Here is a 23923-nt window from a genome sequence, read left to right on the forward strand (position 1 = left end):
TGCTTCATGCTCCGACAACTGTTCCGATTTGATCTGATTCGATTTGGCTTATTTCTCGGCCTCGTGAGCACGCTTGTCGTCACAGAGGCGACAGCACAATCTCATGATCCCGTGACTGAGATCATGAATGCCCGCAAGATCTATGTACCAATTGAAGATCTTGAGGTTGTGATCGAGCGGGACAAGCAAGGCGTCATACTTCCACGCGCGCAATTCGACGCAATGCTGGCCGCCGCGAAGGAAAATCGAGAGAAGAACCCTGTCCCAACCGGTGAAGCGGTCTTGATCTCCAATGCGGAATACGCGGCAAAAATTGCGGGAGATCAGTTGCTGTTGAATGTCACGGCGGAATGGACTCAGTTCGACTCAGGCTGGCACGAAACACGTTTTCCCCTGCAGCGACTTTCCCTCGAGCAAGTCCAGATTGATGACGTGCCTGCGTTTGCCGGTCGGCACCCGGATGGATCGATCTCGTTGTTCACGAACGCGCGAGGAAAGCATCGCCTCAAGCTACAACTGTCCACCGAGCTCAATTCACAAGGCAGTGATCAGGTCGCGGCTTGCTCACTGATTCCATCGGCCAGTGCGGCACTCACATTGACGCTACCGGTGGGAAAGCGTCTGTTTCTTGGTGGATTGCAGTTGGAACGTCCCTCACCGCTTGATCAGGTGGCTGATTACCGTGTCGCCGTCGGAGGTATGAGTGGACTACAGCTTCGCATCACCGACCGCGCGACAGAAAATGCGGCCGATTCTTTGACCTTCGCAACGACGGGCTACGGACTGAACGTCGCCCCGGGCGAAGTCACCTGGCACGCGGTGACGACCATGCAACTGTTCGGAAAACCGGTCGATCGACTGACATTCGTCGTTCCAAACCAACTGGAAATTACCGAAGTCGAATCCACCGGACTTGAGGCATGGGCCCTTGCCGATGACCCCACTGCAGCGGGACACACCAGTATTTCTCTGACCTATGGTCAGGCATTTGAAGGAGCACGCAAGGTCTCGCTCAAAGGCGTGATGGCTGTTCCGGCGGGTTCTGCATGGGCCGTTCCACCGTTGAACATGAGCGGTGCGACGTCGCAGATTGGACAAATCACGATCCGACAGTCCGCAGGTGTTCGTACTCAAGTCACAGAAGCAGTCGGAGTGCGACGCGAAGCGGCCACTGCAGTCACGGCCAGTGAAGAAGTCACGCAATATAGCACCTGGCAGCCCGACTTCGTCCTGAGGCTGACAACCCAGCCCAAACAGCGCGAAGTCCAGTCAGCCGTCGCCACGGTCATCGATGTCAATTCGACAGGGCTTGAGATTCAGTCCGCCGTCACGCTGATGACACACTTCGCCCCGCTATTCGAAGTCGACATTCGACTTCCCTTCGAATGGCAAGTCGTGAGCGTCCAAAAAGGTGACCAAATGCTGCGATGGCAACTGATCAACCTGGAAGAGCCCGGTCAGACGCTGCTTCGAATCTTGCTCGACACGCCGCTGGCAACGGATTCGAGTGGCGAGTTCCGGCTCGCATTGAGGCGAGACGTCGAAGGCTGGCCCGTCGAGACGCAACCGGTCATTGTGACTTTGCCAGACTTATTTCTGCCTCAGTCCAGCTTAACCGAAGGAGCCGTGGTCATCCGCGGCGACGATGATCTGGAATTGGCCGCCTTCGACCTGCAAGGGATGGCCCCGCGACCATTGAAAGCGGCGTTCGAACGTCTTCGGTTCGAAACACAAGACGGACATATCAACGGCAAACTCAAAATCACTCGAAAGCCCTCACGAATCGCGGTCCAAACCATCACTGTCGGACGCATCGACCCTCAAACCACTCACGCCTTTTTACAGGCAGAAATTGAAGTGCAAGGGGGCGGCGTCCGGACGCTCAAAGTCGCCTTGCCAGAGGCAACCGGAACCGCGATCCGATTCGAATCACCAAGCGTGACAATTGTCGAGCAAAAATCCGCTGCCCCACAAAATGGCGAGCGCATCTGGACATTGCAATTTGATCAGCGGCTGCGCGGACAGTCCTTGTTGATTTGCGACATCGAGATGCCTCGCACGGAAGGGGGCGACTTTCGTTTTCCCCAGTGGAGGTTCGTCGAGGCCGACCGGCAGAACGGATACTTCGCGATTGAGGCAGGTGCCGAACAGCGGCTGACAATCACCGCGAATGAAGCGAGTGGAACGCCTCTTTTTGAAGTTGATCCACTCGAACTTCCCAGCACGTCGTACCGTGCGAAAGAACGCATCGTGGCGGTTTATCGCTCGGTCGCCCCTGGCGCCACGATGACAATCGGCGAGCAGAAACTTGGAAAATTGCCCGTGCCCTCGGCAGTTTGTCCATTGCTTGAAGTCGCCACAATTCTGGGTCGCACTGGAGAGCTTCAGCAGCGAGCGACATTCCACCTGAATGTCACGGGCGTGCAGGGGCTTCACGTTCTCTTTCCAGCAGGAACGACGTTATGGGCCACTCTGGTGGATGGACTTCCGGTCGAAGTCCGCCGCAACGGTGATGTCTATCTCGTTCCGCTCGTTGCGATCACGCCGCCAACGATGTCGAGCGATCATGCCACAGTCCCTTCCGCCCGCGAACGGCTCGTACAATTCTTTTATCGCTCGGAAGTGTCCGCGATTTCGTCGTTCGGCAAGATCGAGCAGCGTCCGCCGACATTGACAGTCGAATCCGCGCTGCGGACGGCCTTGCCCGTCGAGATCTTAGAACAGAAATGGGACGTCCATCATCCCCCAGAAACACAACTGGTCGAAAGCCACGGCCCGCTGGAACCTCACGTACCGTTTGAAAGCGTCAGTCTGCTCGGAACCTGGATCGCAGGTGTCCATCCGCCAACGATCCTGAATGTCGGAGGCGCGTTGTTGACAGTCCTGATCACAGTCGGAGTGGTACTCTTGCTCAGATCTGGCACGCGCGATCATCGGCCGATTATCGCCGCCATCGCGATCGGCGGAGTGTTCGCGGTGATTTGGTTGACCGCATTCACCACATCCAAGCGAATGCTCTCCCATCACAGCAAATCCTCTACGAATCATCTCGGCTTCACATTTGGTGAAGCCGACCCGATGGCGAAGGCGATGATGCCCGAGGCGGCACCTGTACCACCCGACGGAAAACCTGTACCACCGGCCTTAGAAGGTGCGGTCGCCAAAAATGACAAGGGTCCCGCCCTTCCAATTGGGCAGCCAGCTCCGGCGATTGGCGGCAAGCCCATGCCTGAAACACGAGGAACCACTGATCGACGCGGCTTGATGTCGCTTGCGATCGACTTTGCGCCACCGGCCAACACACTCAGGAAGACGTTTGGTTACGTCGGAGCTGATTCACCCGTGGATGGCATCCCATTGGAAGTCGAATATGTTGACGCTCAGACGGGCGGAATGACACGGCTATTCGTCATCGCCTTGTGTGCAACGGCCGCCTGGTTCCTGCGAAAAGTGAATCTGCTCACGCAAATTCGAATCGCAACCTTTGGTTTCGTTTTGCCACTTTCGCTCGTCGCATTCGCACCGATCAGTTGGCAACTGCTGTTAGACGGTCTGTTTCTCGGCACATTCGCCGCAGTCCTTGTATGGCTCTTGTGCTATGGGGTCTGCTGCTGCACCTGCACATGGGCGGCGGCGTCATCAAATGGTGTTCGCAAGAGCGCCGTTGCGATCATCCTTCTTGGAGCACTCGTGAATGTGTCATTCGCGGAGGAAAAGCACGCGGGCTCCGTCGCGGATGATCCAGGAGAAACGTCGTCGCTTACGATTCCTTACCAGACCGACACTGAACCGCTTGCCTCGCAACGTGTGTTTTTGTCTCACGAACAGTTCCGCCTGCTCTATCGACTGGCCAACCCGGACAAACCCGGACTTGATTCCGCGCCGCATGCGGGCGGCATCGTGGAAGCGTTCTACGTTGCCAGACTCCATTCGAACACACAGACACCGGACTCATCGCTGATTGAAGTCAAAGCACGTTATGCGGTTCGCAGTCTTGCGAGTGGTCAGTCGATTGCCGACTTGCCCATTAAAGGCGTCGCAGTACGCGAGGCAAAACTCGACGGCCGCCCCGCCGCATTGATCGCGCGAGAACGAGGTTTCCAAGTCGCCATCGCTGATCCAGGTGTTCACGTTCTCGATTTGACGTTCGATATTCCTGTCCGCTTGTCCGGTGCTATTGGTTCGTTCACGTTGCCCCTGACCCCGGTTACCGCCGGAACGCTCAGTTTTGAACTCCCCTCCAAAGATCTATCGGTCCGCGTAAACGGATCGTCAACGGTGTTTCGACGTGTGACACAGGACGCCACGCAGTTGATCGAACTTCCCATCGACAAGGGAGGCGATCTCGCGATCAGCTGGCAGCCAGAACAATCGCATGACGCAGCCGCCGCCGTCATCCAGGTGGACTCGGTTCAAACCATCGCGCTCACCGACGCAGGATGCGCCGTCAGCCAGGCCATGAGCTATCGGATTCGGCAAGGTGGGGTCGCAGATCTTTCGGTGAATCTACCAGAGCCCCTACGGCTACAATCGGTAAGCGGGCCGGACGTTGGGGGATGGGAACTGATTGGCGAAGGAGCAACTCGAAAACTGCGCATCATCTTCCGACGTCAGATCACCGACCAGACACGTGTGACAATCGACGCCTTTTTTGACGCAAAGGTGCTGGAACCGGCAACGGCCATCGCATTGCCGCAAATGACCCCGCTCGAAATTTCCAACGAGATTGGACAGATCGCCATCTTCGCGGATGATCAGTTCTCCCTTCGAGCGGACCAGATCGATTCACTGTCCCAGATCGACAGTGAACGTTTTACGACAAATCTGGAAATCAAGCGGCCAAAAGTGGCTCCGCGATTGGCCTATCGATTTTCCAAGCGTCCTTACACATTGACACTGCGGGCCACGCGACAAGAACCACAGGCACACGTCGTCGCTCTCGACGCGGCCTTCATCTCGGCACAGAAACAGCAACTGACCTCGCGATTCCACTTCGAACTGACAGGCGCCCCCCGTTCGTCAATTTCGATCGCACTGCCAACAGACTTCGTTTTGCTGGATGTTCAAGCCACCAAAATGCGCGACTGGTACATCGGCGCTCAAGAGGGTGAATCGCATTTGACGGTCGAATTGACCGAACCGCAATTGGGAAACATCGACGTTGACGTGAATGGGTTCGTGCCACGCGATAGTGCTCTGGCCTCGATTCAGTTCCCGTTTCCTTTGGATGTCACACGAATGGAATCGACGTCGGCGGTGTGGCTCGATGAAGGACTCTCCGGTGTGATCGATTCGTCCGAAGGCTGGCGTTCGATCGATGCATCACAGATCGATGCCGGCTTGCGGGCCGTGCGCTCACAGCAGGCCGCTCAGTTCGCATTTACGTCGTCACAGGTCACACCGGCACCCGTTGCCATGCGCCTCACACCTGCAAGTCCAAAGTTTGCGGCCGATAGCCTCTCGATGGTCACCGTGACCGACTTGAGTGTGGTTTACACATTGGCCATGCAATGGCAGATTGAGGCAGCACGAACCGACACATTGACGGTGACTACTTCCAAATGGCTTGCAGGAAAGCTGGATTTTCAAGGCGAGGGGATTCGTGAAACAACGTTTGTGGATGCTGGCAATGATCGCACTCGTTGGACGATTCATCTCCGCGCGCCCATCAATGGAAAATACTTCGTCACGGCAATTGCGGCGATGTCGGCCCCCGGCACCGAAGTTCAAGCCCCGGCGATTGCCTTCGAGCGAGAACAAGCCGCAATCAATCCGCAGCGACACTACGTCCTGTTGATTAACTCGTCTTCCAGCCAACTGAATACGGTCGATGCTTCGTCGACGAGGCCGGCACAACCAGAAGACTTGCCAGTCGTCGTGGAGCGGGCCTTGATCGATCAGGCGACGGAACTGGTTCAGGTCCAATCCAAAGGAGCCGTCCCCAAATGGACGGTCCATCGATTCGATCAGCAAGCAGGAATTCCCGCATCCGTGAACCTGGCCGATCTGACGACAGTTGTCAGCCGTGACGGCACCTACCGCGCGCAGGCGGTCTACACAATCAAAAATCGTACGCGTCAGTTCCTGGCAATTCGACTTCCCGAACAAACGGAACTTCTGTCCGTCTTCGTTGCCGAACAGGCCTCGCGCGCGGTGACCACACAACTGGCCTCGGCGAATGGAGCCACCGTCCAACTCATCGCCCTGCCCAAGACGAGTGCAGCCAGTCTGTCGTTTCCCGTCAAGCTGGTGTGGAGCGGTCGACTGAAGCGAGCGTTGCCGAAATCAAGTCGGCTCACTCGCGACGAACTCGACATCCCGGCTCCGCACGTAATCGGGCAGCAGGAAGATGCCGAATTTGGAATTCCCGTCGCACGCACGCGTTGGACCGTCTACCTGCCCAGTGATCTGGAAGCTCAAGCATCCAGATCGATCAAAATGCACAACATGAGTTTGAGTGATGACAACGATCGCTTGTACGGACAAGCCATCGTGCAGGAAACGAGCGAGCTGCTCGATTTCCTGGGGCGGTCACTGATCAGTCAACAACAGCGTGCGTCGCGTGACAATCAGAAGCAAATCGATCTGGCAACAAGCAATTTGAAGCAGCTCGAGTATTCGCTGAATCAGTATCAGTATTCGTCGGATGAGGCTTTTCGAAAAGAGAAAGCCGAAATTATGAAACGAATGTCCGAGATTAGGCGTTTGGCCAGCGAGAACGAGCATCTCGAAGAATCTCGACGTCGCGGCACGCCAGAAACGGCGCAAGGAACGGTTCGTCTGCAGGGCCTGTCTGAAGGAGACCTGATCGCCAATGAACAACGGAACTCGCTGATCACTTCAAATGGCATTGCCGTACAAGTTGAACCGTCGCAAACAGATTTCACCTTTCAGCGGAGCGATACGCTCACGTTGAGTGCGCGATCCACTAAGTCGGCGAAGGGACCGCTGACCCCTTCCACCCAGGAGTCCAAGAACGACAATCGCGCACGGCTTCGAAGTCTGAATGACTCAAACATCGATTCCTTGAATACAACTGTCACCAACAATGGCTTGGTTCGACAGCAGTCACGTGGACTACAGCAACGATCGATTCAAATGAACAACCAGGATGAATCGCTAGCTCCATCGCAGAGTTTTGCGAACGGCATCCGGAATGATATGGACAGGGACAAGACCAGCGTCAGAAAAGATCGAGCTGGCGCGACACCCAATTTCGATGGCGCTCGTCCTGCTCAGCAGTCCGTTCCGGTCGCTTCGGACGAGGAACGAATGGAGACCGATAACGTTTCGTCATTGTTTGGTATCGCTCTCGGCGGACGCGCCGCTGGCCAAGTGATGGCCCAGCAACCGGCTGTGAATGATCCATTGGCGGGTGGCATGAATTCGGCATCAGAACATTCGGCACGCGGTCTGTCTCTGGGGATCGAATTGCCCCTGGCGGGACAGAAGGTCGTGTTTTCCAAAGTCGGCGGCGATCCTAAGTTGGCAATTCTAGTTCGTTCGCAAGCCGCACTTCGCTCGGGCATCGGTTTCCTGTGGTCGATCGTCTGGATTGCTGCGGGCATCCTGGTCCTGATGGCGCTACGGCAGCCAATGGCCAAAGTCGCGCTGGGAAGATTGGCTCCATTTCTCGCTTCGACCGTGGGGCTGATTGGTGTCTGTACGCTGCCAATGCCGCTGAATCTGGCATCCTTGGTGCTGCTGGTTGTGGGCATCGTGCAATTGTCGCGGCACAATCAATCGGTCGCCCCTGCCGCAAAGTGACTCGCGATGTCGACCGGTCCCGATGACGTTGGCAGATCAAGACGCCGGTTCGCAATAAAAAAGAGGAATGAGTTCGTGACTCATTCCTCTGTAAAGCACGCCAGGATCAACATCCTGTGTTCTGGATCTATTTGCTGAAGTTCAATCCAGGATCTTCAGGTGGAGCACCAACCGGCTTGAAGGTGAAGTGCTGCGCATCGTTCGAGACGATCTCAGCCAGCATCGATCCGCCTCCTTTTCTTTCCAGCGACAAGACGTTTCCGTCGATCGTGTATGTTCCATCAAACGACTGCCCGGCCTGTTGCTTGCCCGAAAACTTCCAGGTGAACATTTTATCGCTACCCAGTTTCAATTCGAAACTCGACCCATCGTCTCGCGTCGCCTTCCACACTCCCACCACTGCCGACGGATCGATGGGCTTTGCGGAAGGATTCGCCGGTGAAGGAAGTCCACCTGCAGGAATCGCCGTCGGAGCCGCTGGCGGTTCGGGTGTTGGCTGCCCTGCGGCTTGCCCGGTTTGGTCAGTGCTTGTTGCTTGCGGCGCTGACACCATTTTCAACATATCACTCGCAACCCGATCGTTAGGAACCAGTCGCACGACTTCCTGCAGTTGCTTCGCAGCACTATCAGGATAGCCATCCGACAAGTAATGATACGCCAGCACAAACCGTTGCGCCGCATCATCGGGCCGATTCTTCACGGCCGCTTCGAGCGCTCGCAACTGAGTCGTATAGACGGCGACATCAGAATACAGGCTGCTCAGCGTTGTCCAGTTCCAGCCAGGACCGACGGCAAGCACCGAGTGCAATGTGGCCGCCGCTTGGGGGAAGTCTCCTTTCGCAAACAGCACCAGCCCACGGAACTCGTGCATGACCGAATCGCTGGGATATTTGCTGACGCCACTATTAATCGTTGCCAACGCGGTGTCGTAGTCGTTCTGCTTAAACGAGGAGATCGCCGCATTCAAAATGTCATCCGCAGACTGCCCATCCCCAGCGACGGTGGTTTGCGTGTCGTCCACGTTGTAAGCAACGGGAATCGGCTGAGCATACGAATAGCTCGATCCAGATCCATAATTGCCATAGCCGCTGGCGTAGTACGGATTGTAGTACCCCAGATACCCGCTGTTATAGAGAAGCGAGCCCAGGCCCCAACCCGCCAGACCCCATCCTAATGGCCGGTAACCATAGCCGTAGCCACCATATCCGAGCCCCCAACCACCCCCATAGCCGCCATAGCCAAGACCACGATAGCCGGCGCCGTAGCCGCCATAACCTCCATAGCCACCGAACCGGTTCCCATTCCAGTATCCTTGGTAGTGACCAGGATGGTTGTAGAACGAAGGACGATAGCCATTGTTTGCGAAGTTGTACGAACGATTTCCAAAGTTCACATTGTTGCCGGCATAGTTATTCCTGCTCGAGAAGTTGTTCCGATTCGAAATGTTCTGGTTGATGTTGGACTGATTCAGCCCCGGATGCTGGCCGACACCAAGATTGGATCGATTCAATCCCGTCTGTCCTGCCTGATTAAATCCAGGGTGAGCCCCCACACCATTCACCGGATTGTTCGATCGAAAGGTATTGGTGACGCCTGGCTGGAAGTTATTTCTCACTCCCCCCAGATTGTTTCCATGCGACATTCCAGGATGTCCACCCACACCGGGCTGGGTGATCGCTGGTCGCCCCCCGCCGCCGAAATTGCCGCCAGGTTGACCGCCGCCGCCACGCACAACTCCACCGCCGCCACCGCCAAAGTTTCCACCTGGTTGACCGCCACCGCCGCCACCAATGTGGCCCCCCCCTCCGCCACCGCCAACATGTCCGCCACCTCCGCCCGCGTGACCGCCGCCACCACCACCTCCGCCGCCATGTCCCCCACCCCCTCCGCCACCACCACCGCGAGCGAAGGCAAAGAGTGGTGTCGATATTGCCAGACCAAGTATGGCCACAGTTTTCCAAAGTTTACGATTCATGATTGTGTTCCCCCTCTTGAAGGACATTGCGTCCTGAAGTGTTGTCCGAAAGTGATCGATGCGAGTCCTGCCCTGGCACCTTCGTCGCACTCAATTCGTCCCTGCCGCCTCGGGCAGGGGCGACTCTCGCACGATCGTCACAGCGTCAATGTCTGGAAGTTTGGTGCCGTTCACTTCGCGATCAACGGAACGAAACGTCATTGCATGATCATTCAGAATCGAATAGTGGCTGGTCGACGAGGCCACATCACCGTCGGCGGTGACTCCGTGTAGCTTCAACGTCCATGTCTGATCGTCACAATGCCAAAAGCCTTCACTAAATCCGCCATTCGAGTCGAAAACCCAAGTGCGGAATTTTTTCGCATGCGCGTCCCAGGCAACCCGTTGAGTCCCACTCATTGTCTGCTGACCTTCAATATGCACGGTGAAATTTCGGATCAAGAAATTGCCATTGTCCGTCGGCTGGCATGAGAATCGGACCATCGCATCGTCGCCCTCATAAACCCAATCGCCAACCATCCAATCCAATTGGGACAGCTGCGTTCGCTGCTGCTGAGGCTTCTCGACGGCGCGGTCGCGGACGCTGGCGGTGAACCATTTGTCCCCTTGCTTGATATGAACGGCCGTGTAAGAGCAGATCTCTGGTTCGGCTTTGTCGGCCCCGACACTGATCATGCCATCTTCAATCGCCACGCCCGGGCTCACCAGCCGAACGGATTCGATCTCGAGTTGAAGTTTGCAACCTGATTTCGAGCTAAACAGCGACTTCAGCAGTTCTTCAATTTCTTTGCGTCCCCGATAGACGGTCCCACTGGGATCGACGTATTCGGCGTCGGCGGTAAAGTGGGATGCCGCGGCGCTGGCATCGCCTGCACAGAACGCGGCGACGTAGGTTTCACCTGTGGCTCGGATCGCTCGCTCCTCGGCGCTCATGACGTCGTTTGAGGCATCCTTGTTCCGATCTTGCGCTGTTGTCACTATCGGATCGACTTCGACAGCACCGTCCGTCAGCTTTTCAGCGGGTGCTTTCTTAACATTGAGTTCGCCCTTTCGAGGAACGTCATCTGCTGAATAACTGGTTGCCGCGATTGCCGAGACGGACATGGCCGCTGCAATTAACACGAATCGTTTCATTGTGCCCTCATCAATTCCGACCGACGCTCGGTCGACCAAACTCCGGAGACGAAAGTTAGAACACTTGGAACTGACCTGCGATTCCACCACACGAGCCAACCGTTCCGCCCACGCACGGCCCGTCTTGCTTGTGTTGCCCGCAGCATGCATCAATGGATCTTGACCATCGGTACCGATGGTCGATGCAACCCAATTCCCGGGTACGCGGACAGTCTGCGTGGAGACGTGACGCCCTACCCTTCATGACTTACGACAAACGCACTCTTGATGAGTCCGAGACGTTAGGCACTTCAATTCCGAGCGCCGTTGCCAATGAAATCTGGTGATCTTGTTCTTGGATGAGGATATTCCGAATCTGCTCGGCCATCGCGTACTCGCCCAATGCTTCACACTGTCGAACTCGGGCCCGGTACCGCTGAATCGTGTCGTTCTCATTTTCCAGATCGAAACGCAACATGGCGGTGGCATCAGTCGACGTTTTTACCGGTTTTGGTGTTGCTGTCGGCATACCACCCAAATAGTCGATTTGATTGGCGATGATCAGGGCGTGCGACAGTTCTTCGGCGGCGTGAACTTCCAGCTCTTTGGCGATCGCCATGTATTGAGCGCCTTTCAGCACCTGCGAATAGATGACGTATGACACGATCGCCTGATACTCGCCCGCGAGATCTTCATTCAAGAGATCGATCAATTCTGCACGCGACACGCCGACGGCACCATCAGTCACAGATTGCTTATTTGACATGATTCCGCTTCCAAACAGATGACGGGACTCGAAGACAATGAAAAGACCTCGTCAAACTTGGCACCACGAATCAGCCATCAAGCTCATTTCGCAATCCAACTCTGACAAGGCGAACGACAATCAATTGATGCGATCCAGCCATACATCGCGCCTACCGCGTAATCTGTTCATCAACGAGCACCCCGAAATAGTTGAACGCGCGCCCGCCATGGAGATTCGCAATCCGGGCGATGACCATGGCTTCATCGTGATCCTCGCAATCGATGATGACGACATAATGGCCATTTCCCAACTCGACCAATCCCTGTTTCAATACTAATTCGGCAGTCTCTCCCCAGAGCGAGCCGGTCATCATTCGCCTGAGCAGGTTCGCACCATCGTCTCCCTGCAACACTTTGATCGTTCTGGCCGAGAACCCCGCCATGTTGAGCGATTGCGTAAACTTGTCACATTGGGCGGCCGTGTCGACGAATCCAATTGCATGCCCCTGAGGGGATGCAATTTCTTGTTCATGATCACGAAGTGGTTGCGACATGGACTGTCTCCTCTGCTCGGTGCCATGAGGCCGGCGAATCAGACATTCTGGAGGCGCGGCGAATGACCAGATCATTGATGCGGACGGAAGAACAACCGCCGTCCGCGTCTGCTCGGTCGAAGGCAAATTACCACCCATAGGTGGGGTAGTAGGTATTGGGTTGATAGTAGCCCGTCCCGTAGTAGCCGCCGGGAGCAACGTAAACCGGGGCTCGATTGTACGTCGGACGTACGATCACACGCGGCGCGACGTAGGCACGCGGGCCATAGTAGTACGGCCTGTAGTACGGTCGCACGTAGGGCCTTGGTCCACGGTACCCGTAACCGCGATAAGCTGCAGCGGGTTTCGTCGGAACCAGCAGCGCACCGGCAACGATGAGCGGCAGTAGCAGGTATTTCAACATCATTTCTCCTTTGCAAAGTGGTTCGTCTTTGGGTGCGAATGGCAAGTTATGTCAGTGGTTCCCGCACGAGCCAGGCTCGACTCAAAAGGGGGGGACTCAGTTCGCGGCCTTCGCCGACCGGCCAAGCTGTCCGACTCTTGAACGTCGCTGACGGCGTGTGCTGGAATTTCGACTGTGAGGGGCACGTGCGATCGAGGCCTTCCAGTTTGAAGGGGACTGATCGTGTTCAAGGATTTCGCTTTGGATGCGGTCCCAATCTCGAATGATCGCATCCAGATCGTCGTCTTGAACTGCCGAGGAATCGTCAACGAAACTGAATCCACGTCCTCGAATGAACGAGAAGTCATCTCCAGTTGCACGTGCCACCGCCCGCTCCAGTGTGTCTTGACGCATCTGACTATCCTTAATGAATTGAAAGCTGCTGTTGTGATTGAGTTCGCTGGTCCGCTGCAGACAGCAGCGTCGCGAGTTGACAGATGTCGCGATTCGCTGAGTGATTCTGTCAGCGTCGATTTTGTACTGAATGAGATAAGCAATGGGCGTACCGAAGTCTGATGCGGTGCGACGATCAGGTCATAACTACAATCACGACAATCGATTTGATCTGATCGCGTCCTTATGAAACGCGTGGATTGCAATGGCGACACTCATTGCGTGTCGCGCACCGAGTGTCCGATTGGTGACGGATGGCGAATCAAGATGCGCGGCGACGTGTCACACAATCATGGGTCATGTACGTCCAATACGCATCGGTCCGATCATTGCCCAACGGACTCGTGTCGCCGGAAGAGAAGCGGCCTCAATGGCAAATTTGCCGCGCAGACCGGAAGTCGCGACGGCGAAGCGTGTCGTTTTCGAGCCCCGAATCTGGCACGCACGCGAGGTTCAACCGCATGCCCCATCACGATCGAGGCAAATGACGATTCGCCAGTAGCATTTCGAGCACCGCGACGTCGACCGGCTTCACCAGATGATGGTCAAATCCCGCCTCGGACGAACGGGATCGGTCCTCGTCTTGCCCCCATCCAGTCAATGCAATCACGAGAATCTGACGCCCCGCAGGAAGCTGACGCAGTCGTCGACAGACATCGTAGCCATTCAGCTTTGGCAGTCCGATGTCGAGTAGGATTGCGTCTGGTCGATAAGAATTGGCAACGTCGAGCGCTTCGAGACCATCAAATGCCGTTGCCGTATCGTGCCCCATGAGCTTCAGCATCATCGACAGAGTGCGGGCACTGTCCTGATTGTCGTCGACAACAAGAATGCGGCGACGGGCCATGACGACGGTTGTATCGGTCTCCCGTGGAGTCGCAGGCAGCTCTCCCGGCGAGGCGGCAACAACAGGCAAGTGAACAAGGAACTCACTTCCCTTTCCCAGTCCTTCGCTTTTCGCCTCGACCTTTCCGTCGTGCATTTCCACCAGTCGCTTCACCAGCGTCAGTCCGATCCCCAAGCCACCATGGGAACGATCGAGCGCACGATCGACTTGAGTGAACAACTCAAACACCGATTCCAGCATCTGTCGAGGGATTCCGATGCCCGTATCGCGTACTCGGATGACAGCGGCATCACCTTCCTGGCCATACTTCAGCCAGATCTTGCCGCCCGCTTCGGTGTACTTTGCCGCGTTATTCAAGAGATTCGTCAGGACCTGCGTCAAACGAATCATGTCCCCGGCAATTCGGAGCGGTTTCTGAGGATGCTCCACCAGCAGTTGGTGCCGGCTGGCATCGATTGCCGGTCGGCTGGCTTCGACCGCTCGCGCAATCACGGTCGAGACTTCGATTTTTTCGCGCTGAAGATGAATTTTGTCGCGCGTGATTCGTGCAACATCGAGCAAGTCATCAACCAGCCGCACCATCTGTATGACCTGCCGATCGATGACCTCGCACGCCCATCGGACGCCTGGTTCGTCCGGAACGTGTCGCTCAAGAAGTTGCGCGGCATTGCGAATTGGAGCCAGTGGATTTCTGAGCTCGTGCGCGAGCATGGACAAGAAGTCATTCTTCTGCCGATCGGCAAACCGGATGCCCTCGTGCAGCAATGCGTTGTCAAGCGCCATCGTCGCCCGCGATGAAAACGCTTCGGCAATTGTGACGTCATTCCCGCGAAAGGTGCGGACATTCGAATCGAGCAACAGTCCCAACACGGCAAATGTACGGCCGCGCGCCTGCAATGGAATCACGATTCCATTCATCGACGATTGTCCCTCGTCGGCAAACAGGAACTCGCTCTTGTTGCTCGCCAACGATCGTTGGAATGCGTCAGCAACGATTGTGGAGAGCGAATCGAATGAATCGCACTCTTCAATGTTGACGCGACCCTCCGTGGCAGCGCGTGCGATCAGAATCCGCTGACGTTCTTCGACGATCGGATTGAGCTTCAACACGCTGATTTCCGCGAGAAGCGGCACCGGCAATCGGACAATATCGCGCGCCGTGGCCTCTATCGCCAATGAACGACCCAAGACCGCGCCTGCATCCGCCAGAAACGACATCCGACGATTCGCTTCTTCGGTCGCAAGATGCTTGGCTCGTTCTTCTGCCTGATGTGCCATCTGACGCCGCAGCTCGAACAGCTCGACGAACACCCGTACCTTGGCGCGCAGAATCCCCGGTACCACCGGCGTCGGCAGATAGTCGACGGCACCAGTCGCATAGCCCTGGGCCGTTCGCACTTCGTCGGCGAATGCCGTCAGGAAGATGATTGGCGTCGATGCCGACCGCTTACGCTGCCGAATCAATCGGGCCGTCTCGAATCCGTCCATATCCGGCATATTGACATCGAGCAGAATCACCGCGAAGTCATATTGCAGAACTTGCTTGAGCGCGTCCGCCCCCGAATGCGCCGAAATGATCTTGGGGCCCAAACCGTCAAGCACGGTGTGATACACCAGATGCTTCTCGGGCAAATCATCGACAATCAGGATATTCGTTTCACCGGCCACTCGCGGCTCGTGCGCGACGCTCATGCGTCTGCCCTTTCTGATCGTTGAAGGTGACGAGTCGGATCTTCCGAAGGAAGTTCTCTGACCCCGTCAGTGCGAGGCGATCATTGGTAAAGCCACGTACGTAGTACGGCCAGCATCCGTTCTGGATCAACCGGCTTGGACAAATAGTCCCAAGCACCCGCTTCCATGCATTTCTCTCGATCGCCCTTCATGGCTTTCGCCGTGACTGCGACAATCGGAAGATTCTTGAGTCGCGGTATCTTTCGTATCTCACGCATGGTTTCCATACCATCCATTTCAGGCATCATGATGTCCATCAACACAATATCGATTCCGCTATCTTCTTCGAGAATCGAAATGGCATCACGGCCATTGTCAGCCGATCGGATGATCATATTGTATTCTTCCAAAACTGTCGAAAGCGCGAAGATGTTTCGCATGTCGTCATCGACAATCAGAACCTTGCGTCCATCCAGTATTTGATTCGAATCATTCGAGTGTCGTTCACGGCTTTCGTCAGACTCGGATCGGTGCGAAAGGTCTTGATGAAGGGCGAGGCTGGTCATCTCGGGCAGATCTTTCAGCGAGCGCGCGAAGTACACCGAATAGGCCGGCGCAAATCGCTTCCAGGCTGTCGGGTGGATATCGAAACTCTCATGACCACAAACGATCAAGGGCGTGGGCATGAAGACTTTGTTTGACATGAGACTGTCATCGTCAACCACCAGCAAATCCGCCGGCGTGGCACCTTCGAATCGTGCATCAATCACAATGCCGTCAATTTTCCGTTGCTTCAGTACCGACGTGGCGGCTTGTAAGTCCGACGCAGTGAGAATCTCGATACGGTCTCCGTTGACGCACTGCAGAAGCTGATCACATAGTAAATGATCCTGTCCAACGACCAGCAAGTACCGCGTTTTGATCGCGATAAACTCTTTGACTCGCCCCACCAGATTGTCCAGCAGATCGCGGCTCTGCAGGGGCTTACCGAGGAACGCCAGCGCGCCCGATGCCAAAGCCCGATCGCGCGATTCGTCGGTCGAGATCACGCAGACAGGAATATGCTGTTTGGAAGGATCAACCTTCAGTCGCTCGAGCACTCGCCACCCGTCGATATCGGGAAGATTAATGTCGAGCGTAATCGCATTCGGCTTGTACTCCCGAGCCAGAGCCAAACCGGCGGCGCCCCGTGAACTGACAAGCCCTTTCCAGCCCGCTTCACGCACCGTATCCAGTGCGACACGGGCAAAGCCCATGTCATTCTCAATAATCAACAGAACCAGATCGTCGGGACCGATGTAGTCTCGGTCGTCGCTGACCTCGTTCGAGAGCTGTTCGATGGACGGTTCTGAGAACGAAATCGAACGCCCGTCATCCCCCGCTCCATTTTCGTGATTGTCTTCGCGTCCGTCCATCAGCATCCGCAGCGCACTTGTCGATTCGGGTGTCGCGGGTGTCATCGCCTGTCGCTCGACAGGCAGCGTCTTATGTGGTGAACGTAGATTGGTATAGGTCAAAGGGAGATACAACGTGAACGTGCTTCCTTGGCCCGGTGTCGATGTCAGGCGAATTTCGCCGCCAAGCAGTCGTGACAGTTCACGACTGATCGCCAGCCCCAAACCCGTTCCCCCGTATTTTCGACTTGTTGATCCATCGGCCTGTTGGAAGGCTTCGAAGATGATCTGCTGCTTGTCGAGCGGAATTCCGATCCCTGTATCCGTCACAGAAAAGGCAATCACCTCGTTCGCATGCCCCAGATCTTCATTGTCCGAACTCCAGCCAAGCTGTGCCGGCGCGACGGTCAACGAGACCTGTCCTTGCTGCGTAAACTTGAAGGCATTCGAGAGCAGATTCTTGATAATCTGCTGCAACCGTTTCGCATCGGTGTACATCGTCGTCGGCAAGTCCGAGCTGAAGACGCTCTTGAACGCGACGTTCTTCGCTTCACCGACATGGCGGAATGTGCGTTCGACATAGCCCTGCAATTCGTTGAGCCGCAGTTCGCTCGCGTCGACCAGCACCGTTCCCGATTCGATCTTCGAAAGATCGAGAATGTCGTTAATGAGCATGAGCAGTTCGTTCCCCGACGAATGAATCGTCTTCGCGAACTCCGTCTGCCGGTCGTTCAGGTTTCCTTCCTGATTCTTGCTGAGCTGATCCGACAGAATTAATAGGCTGTTCAGCGGCGTCCTCAATTCATGCGACATGTTCGCAAGGAATTCGGATTTGTACTTGGACGTGAGCGCCAACTGCTTCGCTTTTTCTTCAAGCTCCTGCCGTGCCTGTTCCACTTCGCTATTCTTGCGTTCCACTTCGTGATTCTGCTGGGCAAGCAAGTGGGCTTTTTCCTGCAGCTCACCATTGGTCTGCTCCAACTGTTCCTGACGTGTCTGAAGCTGCTGTGCGAGCGATTGGGACTGCTGCAGCAACCCTTCCGTTCGCATGTTCGCCTCGATCGTGTTCAGCACGATTCCGATCGATTCGGTTAACTGATCGAGCAATGCGTGGTGCGTGGGGTTGAACCCTTCGAACGACGCCAGCTCGAGCACGCCTTTGACCTGCCCTTCGAAGATCAGCGGCAACACCATGATGCTGTGAGGCGAACCTTCGCCAAGCCCTGATGAAATTCGTAGATAGCCCTGAGGAGGATTCTCGAGAATCATCTTTTGCTTCTCGAGGGCACATTGACCGACCAGCCCTTGGCCCATCGAGATCTTTTTGCCCAGTGTCTCTTGCCCTTCCGACGCATAGCTTCCCAGCAACGTCAAACCTGGGACTCGATCATTGCTGGCATCCAACACGTAGAACTCGGCCTGTCGCGCGGACACCACGGGACACAACTCGGAAAGTACCATGCGTCCCACGTTCGTCAGATCGCGTTGTCCCTGCAACATACGAGAAAATTTTGCCAGGTTCGTTTTCAGCCAGTCTTGTTCGTCGTTCTTGATCGTGGTGTCTTTGAGATTGCGGATCATCTCGTTGATATTGTCTTTGAGCGCCGCTACTTCACCCTGGGCTTCAACCTTAATCGAACGAGTCAAATCGCCTTTCGTCACCGCTGTGGCCACTTCTGCGATGGCACGGACCTGCGTCGTCAGGTTTGCGGCAAGCTGATTGACGTTGTCTGTCAGGTCTTTCCACGTCCCCGAAGCACCGGGAACCGACGCCTGACCGCCCAGCTTTCCTTCCACACCCACTTCGCGAGCCACAGTCGTCACCTGGTCGGCAAAGGTCGCCAACGTGTCGGTCATGTTGTTGATCGTGTCCGCAAGTTCGGCGATTTCCCCTTTTGCCTCCACGGTCAATTTGCGTTTCAAGTCCCCGTTCGCCACCGCGGTCACGACCTTCGCAATTCCGCGCACCTGGCTGGTCAAATTGCCCGCCATGAAGTTGACGTTGTCCGTCAGATCCTTCCACGTCCCTGAGACCCCCTGAACCTCGGCCTGACCGCCCAGCTTCCCTTCGGTTCCCACCTCGCGCGCCACACGCGTCACTTCCGAGGCAAACGAACTAAGCTGATCCACCATCGTGTTAATGGTAATCTTCAGTTCGAGAATTTCCCCCTTCACGTCCACCGTGATTTTCTTGGAAAGGTCCCCATTCGCCACGGCTTTCGTCACGTCGGCGATATTGCGAACCTGACTGGTCAGATTGCCGGCCATGAAGTTCACATTGTCCGTCAAATCCTTCCAGGTCCCCGCGACTCCCGGAACCGAAGCCTGACCGCCCAGACGGCCTTCCGTTCCCACCTCACGCGCCACGCGGGTCACTTCGGATGCGAACGAGCGCAATTGATCCACCATCGTATTGATGGTGTCCTTCAACTGCAGAATCTCCCCCTTCACGTCCACCGTGATCTTCTTGGACAAGTCGCCGCTTGCCACAGCCTTCGTCACGTCGGCAATGTTTCGAACCTGACTGGTCAGATTACCGGCCATGAAGTTCACATTGTCCGTCAAATCCTTCCAGGTTCCCGAGACCCCTTGCACATCGGCTTGACCGCCGAGCTTCCCTTCGGTCCCCACCTCACGCGCCACGCGGGTCACTTCCGACGCAAACGAGTTCAACTGGTCCACCATGGTGTTAATGGTGTCTTTCAGTTCGAGGATTTCCCCCTTCACGTCCACGGTGATCTTCTTGGACAAGTCACCATTCGCTACGGCTTTTGTCACGTCCGCGATATTGCGCACCTGACCAGTCAAGTTTGACGCCATCGAGTTCACGTTGTCGGTCAAGTCTTTCCATGTACCGGCCACATCGCGCACTTCGGCCTGACCGCCCAACTTCCCTTCCGTACCGACCTCGCGCGCTACGCGCGTAACTTCCGCCGCGAACGAACTGAGCTGATCCACCATCGTATTCACGGTGTTCTTCAGTTCGAGAATTTCCCCCTTCACGTCCACCGTGATCTTCTTGGAAAGGTCGCCGTTCGCCACGGCCTTCGTCACGTCGGCGATGTTGCGAACCTGTCCCGTCAGATTCTGGGCCATCGAATTCACATTGTCCGTCAGATCTTTCCAAGTCCCAGCCACGTCGCGAACCACGGCTTGCCCACCGAGTTTTCCCTCGGTTCCCACTTCGCGGGCCACACGCGTCACTTCGGCCGCAAACGAACTGAGCTGATCCACCATCGTATTCACGGTGTTCTTCAGTTCGAGAATTTCCCCCTTCACGTCCACCGTGATCTTCTTGGAAAGGTCGCCGTTCGCCACAGCCGTCGTCACGTCGGCGATGTTACGAACCTGACTGGTCAGGTTCGACGCCATAAAGTTTACGCTGTCGGTCAGGTCTTTCCACGTACCCGCCACACCACGCACTTCGGCCTGACCGCCCAGCTTCCCTTCTGTACCGACCTCGCGCGCCACGCGGGTTACTTCCGCCGCAAACGAACTGAGCTGATCCACCATCGTGTTGATCGTGTTCTTCAGTTCAAGGATTTCCCCTTTGACATCCACCGTAATCTTGCGCGACAAGTCACCTTTTGCCACCGCGGTCGTAACGGCTGCGATATTTCGCACTTGGGCCGTCAGGTTGCCGGCCATTGAATTCACGGAGTCGGTCAAATCTTTCCAAGTTCCCGAGACCCCTTCCACTTTTGCCTGACCGGCGAGCTTTCCTTCGGACCCCACTTCACGCGCCACACGGGTCACTTCCGAGGCAAAGGACCGCAACTGATCCACCATCGTGTTGATAGTGTCTTTCAGTTCGAGGAACTCGCCCTTCACATCGACTGTGATCTTTTTGGACAGGTCGCCATTCGCCACGGCGGTCGTCACTTCGGCGATGTTTCGAACCTGACCGGTCAAGTTCCCTGCCATGGAGTTCACTGAGTCAGTCAACTCTTTCCAAATCCCGGCCACGCCTTTCACCTGGGCCTGACCACCAAGTTTCCCCTCGGTGCCGACTTCACGGGCCACGCGCGTGACTTCCGCCGCAAACGCACCAAGCTGGTCCACCATCTTGTTGATCGTCTGAGCGGTGCGCAAGAATTCCCCCTGCAACGCTCGATCTTCGACTTCCAGTGCCATCTTGTGAGACAAGTCTCCCTGGGCCACAGCCCCGATCACGCGCGCGGTTTCGCTCGTGGGATGTACCAAATCGTCGATCAAGTCATTCACGGACTGAACCGACTCACGCCAAAATCCACTGACGTCTCCCAGTGAAAGTCGCTGACTGAGTTTTCCTTCCTTACCGACAACCTGGCTCATGCGCGCCAGATCGTTCGACATGCGTTCGTTCAGTTCGACAACATCATTGAACGCGTCGGCAACTTTTCCCGCGATGCCAGTCCATTCGAAGGGCAATCGAACTCCGGTGTTTCCGCGTTTCAAAGCGACAAGCGCGTTCAAGAGGGCCGTCATTTCCGCACTGGAGCTTGTCGATTCGTGAGCGGTCAGCATGAGTTCTACCTGATTCAGAGAAACGGAATCGCCGCGAAAGCTATGATGGCAGGGGCTATAGCACGAACAGAAACGTTGGCGGGAATTGGGACATCCCACGTTGGAATGGAGGCTTCCTAGGAATGAAGGAGCCTGCAATAAACTTCGAACGCGCCGGAGCACAGGCACGGACACTCAATGATCGAGACGAACTGGACGACGTGACACATTCGTCCAAACAGATCACATCCGTCAATGAAGTATGATCAAATGAGTGTCTGGCACAATGGGCATTCCTGCCTCGTATCACGTGGGCCGACAACGACACCACCGCAGCAACTTTCATCGCAGACATCCTTCGTCGCGGAATTGGCGGCCAATTTCAAGAACGGTCAACGGCCCAGAATCGCGTTCTTCCGTTCGACATTTCAGCGACTTGAACCGAATCGTCAACTGAATTCCAGTTCAGGCCTATCAACGAACTTAAGCCGCGGCAACGAAATCGCTGCTGCGGCTCAGAAGAAATCGAGATTTCGCCTCATATTCGAGACGTCCAAAAGACTTCGTCGTCAGTCTGTGACCTGGACTACTTCTGTGAAACCGACGTACGTCCGTCAAGATCCTTCATGATACTCTCGGCCTTCTTCATGTGCTTTTCCGTTGTTTCACGGCCATCAGCGAAGAGTTGTTTCAAATCACCCGATGCATGTCGCTCGAATACGGTCAACTTGGTTTTCATCTCGGCATGTTTCGCAATCTGGTAACCGATGAAACACTCGTCGAACTTCTTTCCGTCTTTCTTGCCGAGCTCTTCCTTCGAGGCTCGAATGCATTCCGAGGCCAGCTCGCGATGCAGTTGAATGAAATCAATCGCAGGTCCATCCGTGTTGATTTCGACGCCGGCGGTTTGCTGGATGGCATTCGTCGAATTCGCTGCAGGGTTGGCGCCACCCGCTGGCTGAACGCGAACCTGGACTCCACCTGGGGCCTTGGTTGCGTCATTTGAAGCACTCTGAGGCTGCTCCATCAAATAGCCGTCGCGAGCGGCGTCGGGAGCATACTTTTCAAGCTTCTTTAAGAAGGCTTGATGATCTGAGACCAGCATCTTCGCGAAATCCTTGACTTCTCGACTGCTGGCCTTTTCTTCCGCGAATTTCGCAATTGCGACCTCTTCTTGATTTCCAATCGCGACACAAGTGGCGAGCGTCTGGTCGGCATTCTTCCAATGTGCGCGGTGACCGACCTGACCAGCAGGTTGCTTCGCCTGCTGAGGTTCATCACTCTTTTTCTGATTCTCTTCAGCCATCGCCAAGCTTGCGAAGCCAAGTCCTGCACCACACAATGAAACGACGAGAAATCGACGAGCATTAGCCATTTCGTACTCCCTTGTCTCTTCCAAAACACGGACGTTGCACCGGAATGAGCCTGAACAGTTCAGGCCGCGGTGCGAATATCGAAGGCGGGCCGCAAAGCCAATGCCGCTACTGCCCGCGTTCCTCAAACTTGAGCAAGTTTGTCAGAGAATGATGGACTCCCGTTTTTCGTCAGAGCGGATCTCAACGCGCGGACTGTTTCTTCACGTTCGCCGCATGCCGCTCACGTGTCGCGGCCGCCTTCTTCGCTGATGCCGAACGTGCGACGGCGCTCCGCGCACTCGACGCGGCTCCCTCCAATCGACCGCCCTTCTTGGAAGGCGCGCGATTGGTTGCCTTACCCCGCCCCGATCCAGACTTCTTTCCACCGTGATCGGTGGCATTCACGGTGGCCCAGGCTCGACGAGCCGCCTCATCCCCCGTAACCCCCCGGTCCTCGTAACTTGCTTCAATGTGCTTGGCCATCCGCTTTTGCTTTTCCGTGTACGCCGATTTATCTCCACGAGGCATGATCGAGTCCTTTTGTTCGAAGTTTTTGTCCACGAGCCGCTGAAACCACATTTCAAACGATGATTCGCGGGTGCACTCCAAAGCCGCTCTCATTGGTCGGCCTCCATCAAGCGTCGAATTGCAAGAGCCAAGCCAGATGGAATTCTTTTCTCGAACGGAATATCGACAGACGAGTTATGGAGATTGTGATTGCTCACTGATCATGATGAATGACCACCGACCGGTTCTTACCCCTGATCGACACCCAACGCCCTGATATTCCCTTGGCGAAAAGTCGTCGCCCTCAACGAAATCCCAGGTCTCTATGCCAGTTGCGGAGAGGCGTTCGGGGAATCTCGCGTTCCATTCACGCTCATCGATTCGGGTTCGGCACGCGATTCGCCTAGTTAGACGTGTCGCTGATTCCAGGATTCCCATTTGGTTTGGAAATTTCAGAATGCAAAAACGAATGGCCCCCCAAACACGATCTGCTTCACCACCTTCACCACCTTCACCACGTGATCGAAGTAGCCCTACCGAGGTCCCTCTGCGAAGGCATGGCGATCCGCTCGGAAAACGCGTTCCTGTCAATGACGCATCCTTGCGGATGGCACTCCATCGTGCGAGTTCGATTGTCTTCAACTCAGCACCGTGGCCGCTGGAACGTGAACTC

General features: G+C 55.8%; 11 protein-coding genes. 1 reads left to right on the forward strand and 10 read right to left on the reverse strand.

Annotated elements, in window-relative coordinates:
- The first annotated feature begins 6 nt into the window (after positions 1-6).
- A complete protein-coding gene (locus OSO_RS0110955) occupies positions 7-7767 on the forward strand; it encodes a hypothetical protein (RefSeq protein ID WP_010583396.1) in 7761 nt (2586 codons plus the stop codon).
- A gap of 127 nt (positions 7768-7894) precedes the next feature.
- Here the strand turns inward: OSO_RS0110955 and OSO_RS0110960 are convergent, their stop codons facing one another.
- From OSO_RS0110960 to OSO_RS0111025, 10 genes are all read right to left on the reverse strand, one after another.
- Positions 7895-9742 (reverse strand): tetratricopeptide repeat protein, encoded by a 1848-nt coding sequence (locus tag OSO_RS0110960; protein ID WP_083842896.1) that lies wholly within the window; start codon positions 9740-9742, stop codon positions 7895-7897.
- Positions 9743-9832: 90 nt separating this feature from the next.
- Positions 9833-10876 carry a YybH family protein gene (locus tag OSO_RS0110965; RefSeq protein ID WP_157605145.1) on the reverse strand — a complete coding sequence of 348 codons (1044 nt, stop codon included), beginning with the start codon at positions 10874-10876 and terminating at the stop codon, positions 9833-9835.
- Between the two features lie 247 nt (positions 10877-11123).
- Positions 11124-11621, reverse strand: coding sequence for a ferritin-like domain-containing protein (locus OSO_RS0110970; protein ID WP_010583400.1), 498 nt, complete (start codon positions 11619-11621; stop codon positions 11124-11126).
- Between the two features lie 151 nt (positions 11622-11772).
- Positions 11773-12156 (reverse strand): hypothetical protein, encoded by a 384-nt coding sequence (locus tag OSO_RS0110980; RefSeq protein WP_010583401.1) that lies wholly within the window; start codon positions 12154-12156, stop codon positions 11773-11775.
- 127 nt (positions 12157-12283) lie between these two features.
- Positions 12284-12562, reverse strand: coding sequence for a hypothetical protein (locus tag OSO_RS43055; RefSeq protein WP_010583402.1), 279 nt, complete (start codon positions 12560-12562; stop codon positions 12284-12286).
- 93 nt (positions 12563-12655) lie between these two features.
- Entirely contained in the window at positions 12656-12952 is a 297-nt protein-coding gene (locus OSO_RS0110990; protein ID WP_010583403.1) for a hypothetical protein, read from the reverse strand.
- A 508-nt stretch (positions 12953-13460) separates the two neighbouring features.
- On the reverse strand, positions 13461-15530 hold the full coding sequence (locus tag OSO_RS43060) for an ATP-binding response regulator (RefSeq protein WP_010583404.1): 2070 nt from the start codon (positions 15528-15530) through the stop codon (positions 13461-13463).
- Between the two features lie 80 nt (positions 15531-15610).
- Positions 15611-21409, reverse strand: a complete 5799-nt coding sequence (locus OSO_RS0111005; RefSeq protein ID WP_010583405.1) for a HAMP domain-containing protein — start codon at positions 21407-21409, stop codon at positions 15611-15613.
- Positions 21410-21974: 565 nt separating this feature from the next.
- Entirely contained in the window at positions 21975-22763 is a 789-nt protein-coding gene (locus tag OSO_RS0111020; RefSeq protein WP_010583406.1) for a DUF4142 domain-containing protein, read from the reverse strand.
- Positions 22764-22944: 181 nt separating this feature from the next.
- Entirely contained in the window at positions 22945-23271 is a 327-nt protein-coding gene (locus tag OSO_RS0111025) for a hypothetical protein (protein ID WP_029246884.1), read from the reverse strand.
- Positions 23272-23923 lie beyond the last annotated feature (652 nt).

The sequence above is a fragment of the Schlesneria paludicola DSM 18645 genome (genome assembly GCF_000255655.1).
In the GTDB taxonomy this organism is placed as follows: domain Bacteria; phylum Planctomycetota; class Planctomycetia; order Planctomycetales; family Planctomycetaceae; genus Schlesneria; species Schlesneria paludicola.

What these genes read in the sequence shown, in the direction of transcription:
- OSO_RS0110955 (WP_010583396.1), top strand. Translation starts at nt 7, where the DNA reads ATGCTCCGACAACTGTTCCGATTTGATCTGATTCGATTTGGCTTATTT.
- OSO_RS0110960 (WP_083842896.1), bottom strand. Translation starts at nt 9,742, where the DNA reads ATGAATCGTAAACTTTGGAAAACTGTGGCCATACTTGGTCTGGCAATA.
- OSO_RS0110965 (WP_157605145.1), bottom strand. Translation starts at nt 10,876, where the DNA reads ATGAAACGATTCGTGTTAATTGCAGCGGCCATGTCCGTCTCGGCAATC.
- OSO_RS0110970 (WP_010583400.1), bottom strand. Translation starts at nt 11,621, where the DNA reads ATGTCAAATAAGCAATCTGTGACTGATGGTGCCGTCGGCGTGTCGCGT.
- OSO_RS0110980 (WP_010583401.1), bottom strand. Translation starts at nt 12,156, where the DNA reads ATGTCGCAACCACTTCGTGATCATGAACAAGAAATTGCATCCCCTCAG.
- OSO_RS43055 (WP_010583402.1), bottom strand. Translation starts at nt 12,562, where the DNA reads ATGATGTTGAAATACCTGCTACTGCCGCTCATCGTTGCCGGTGCGCTG.
- OSO_RS0110990 (WP_010583403.1), bottom strand. Translation starts at nt 12,952, where the DNA reads ATGCGTCAAGACACACTGGAGCGGGCGGTGGCACGTGCAACTGGAGAT.
- OSO_RS43060 (WP_010583404.1), bottom strand. Translation starts at nt 15,530, where the DNA reads ATGAGCGTCGCGCACGAGCCGCGAGTGGCCGGTGAAACGAATATCCTG.
- OSO_RS0111005 (WP_010583405.1), bottom strand. Translation starts at nt 21,409, where the DNA reads ATGCTGACCGCTCACGAATCGACAAGCTCCAGTGCGGAAATGACGGCC.
- OSO_RS0111020 (WP_010583406.1), bottom strand. Translation starts at nt 22,763, where the DNA reads ATGGCTAATGCTCGTCGATTTCTCGTCGTTTCATTGTGTGGTGCAGGA.
- OSO_RS0111025 (WP_029246884.1), bottom strand. Translation starts at nt 23,271, where the DNA reads ATGCCTCGTGGAGATAAATCGGCGTACACGGAAAAGCAAAAGCGGATG.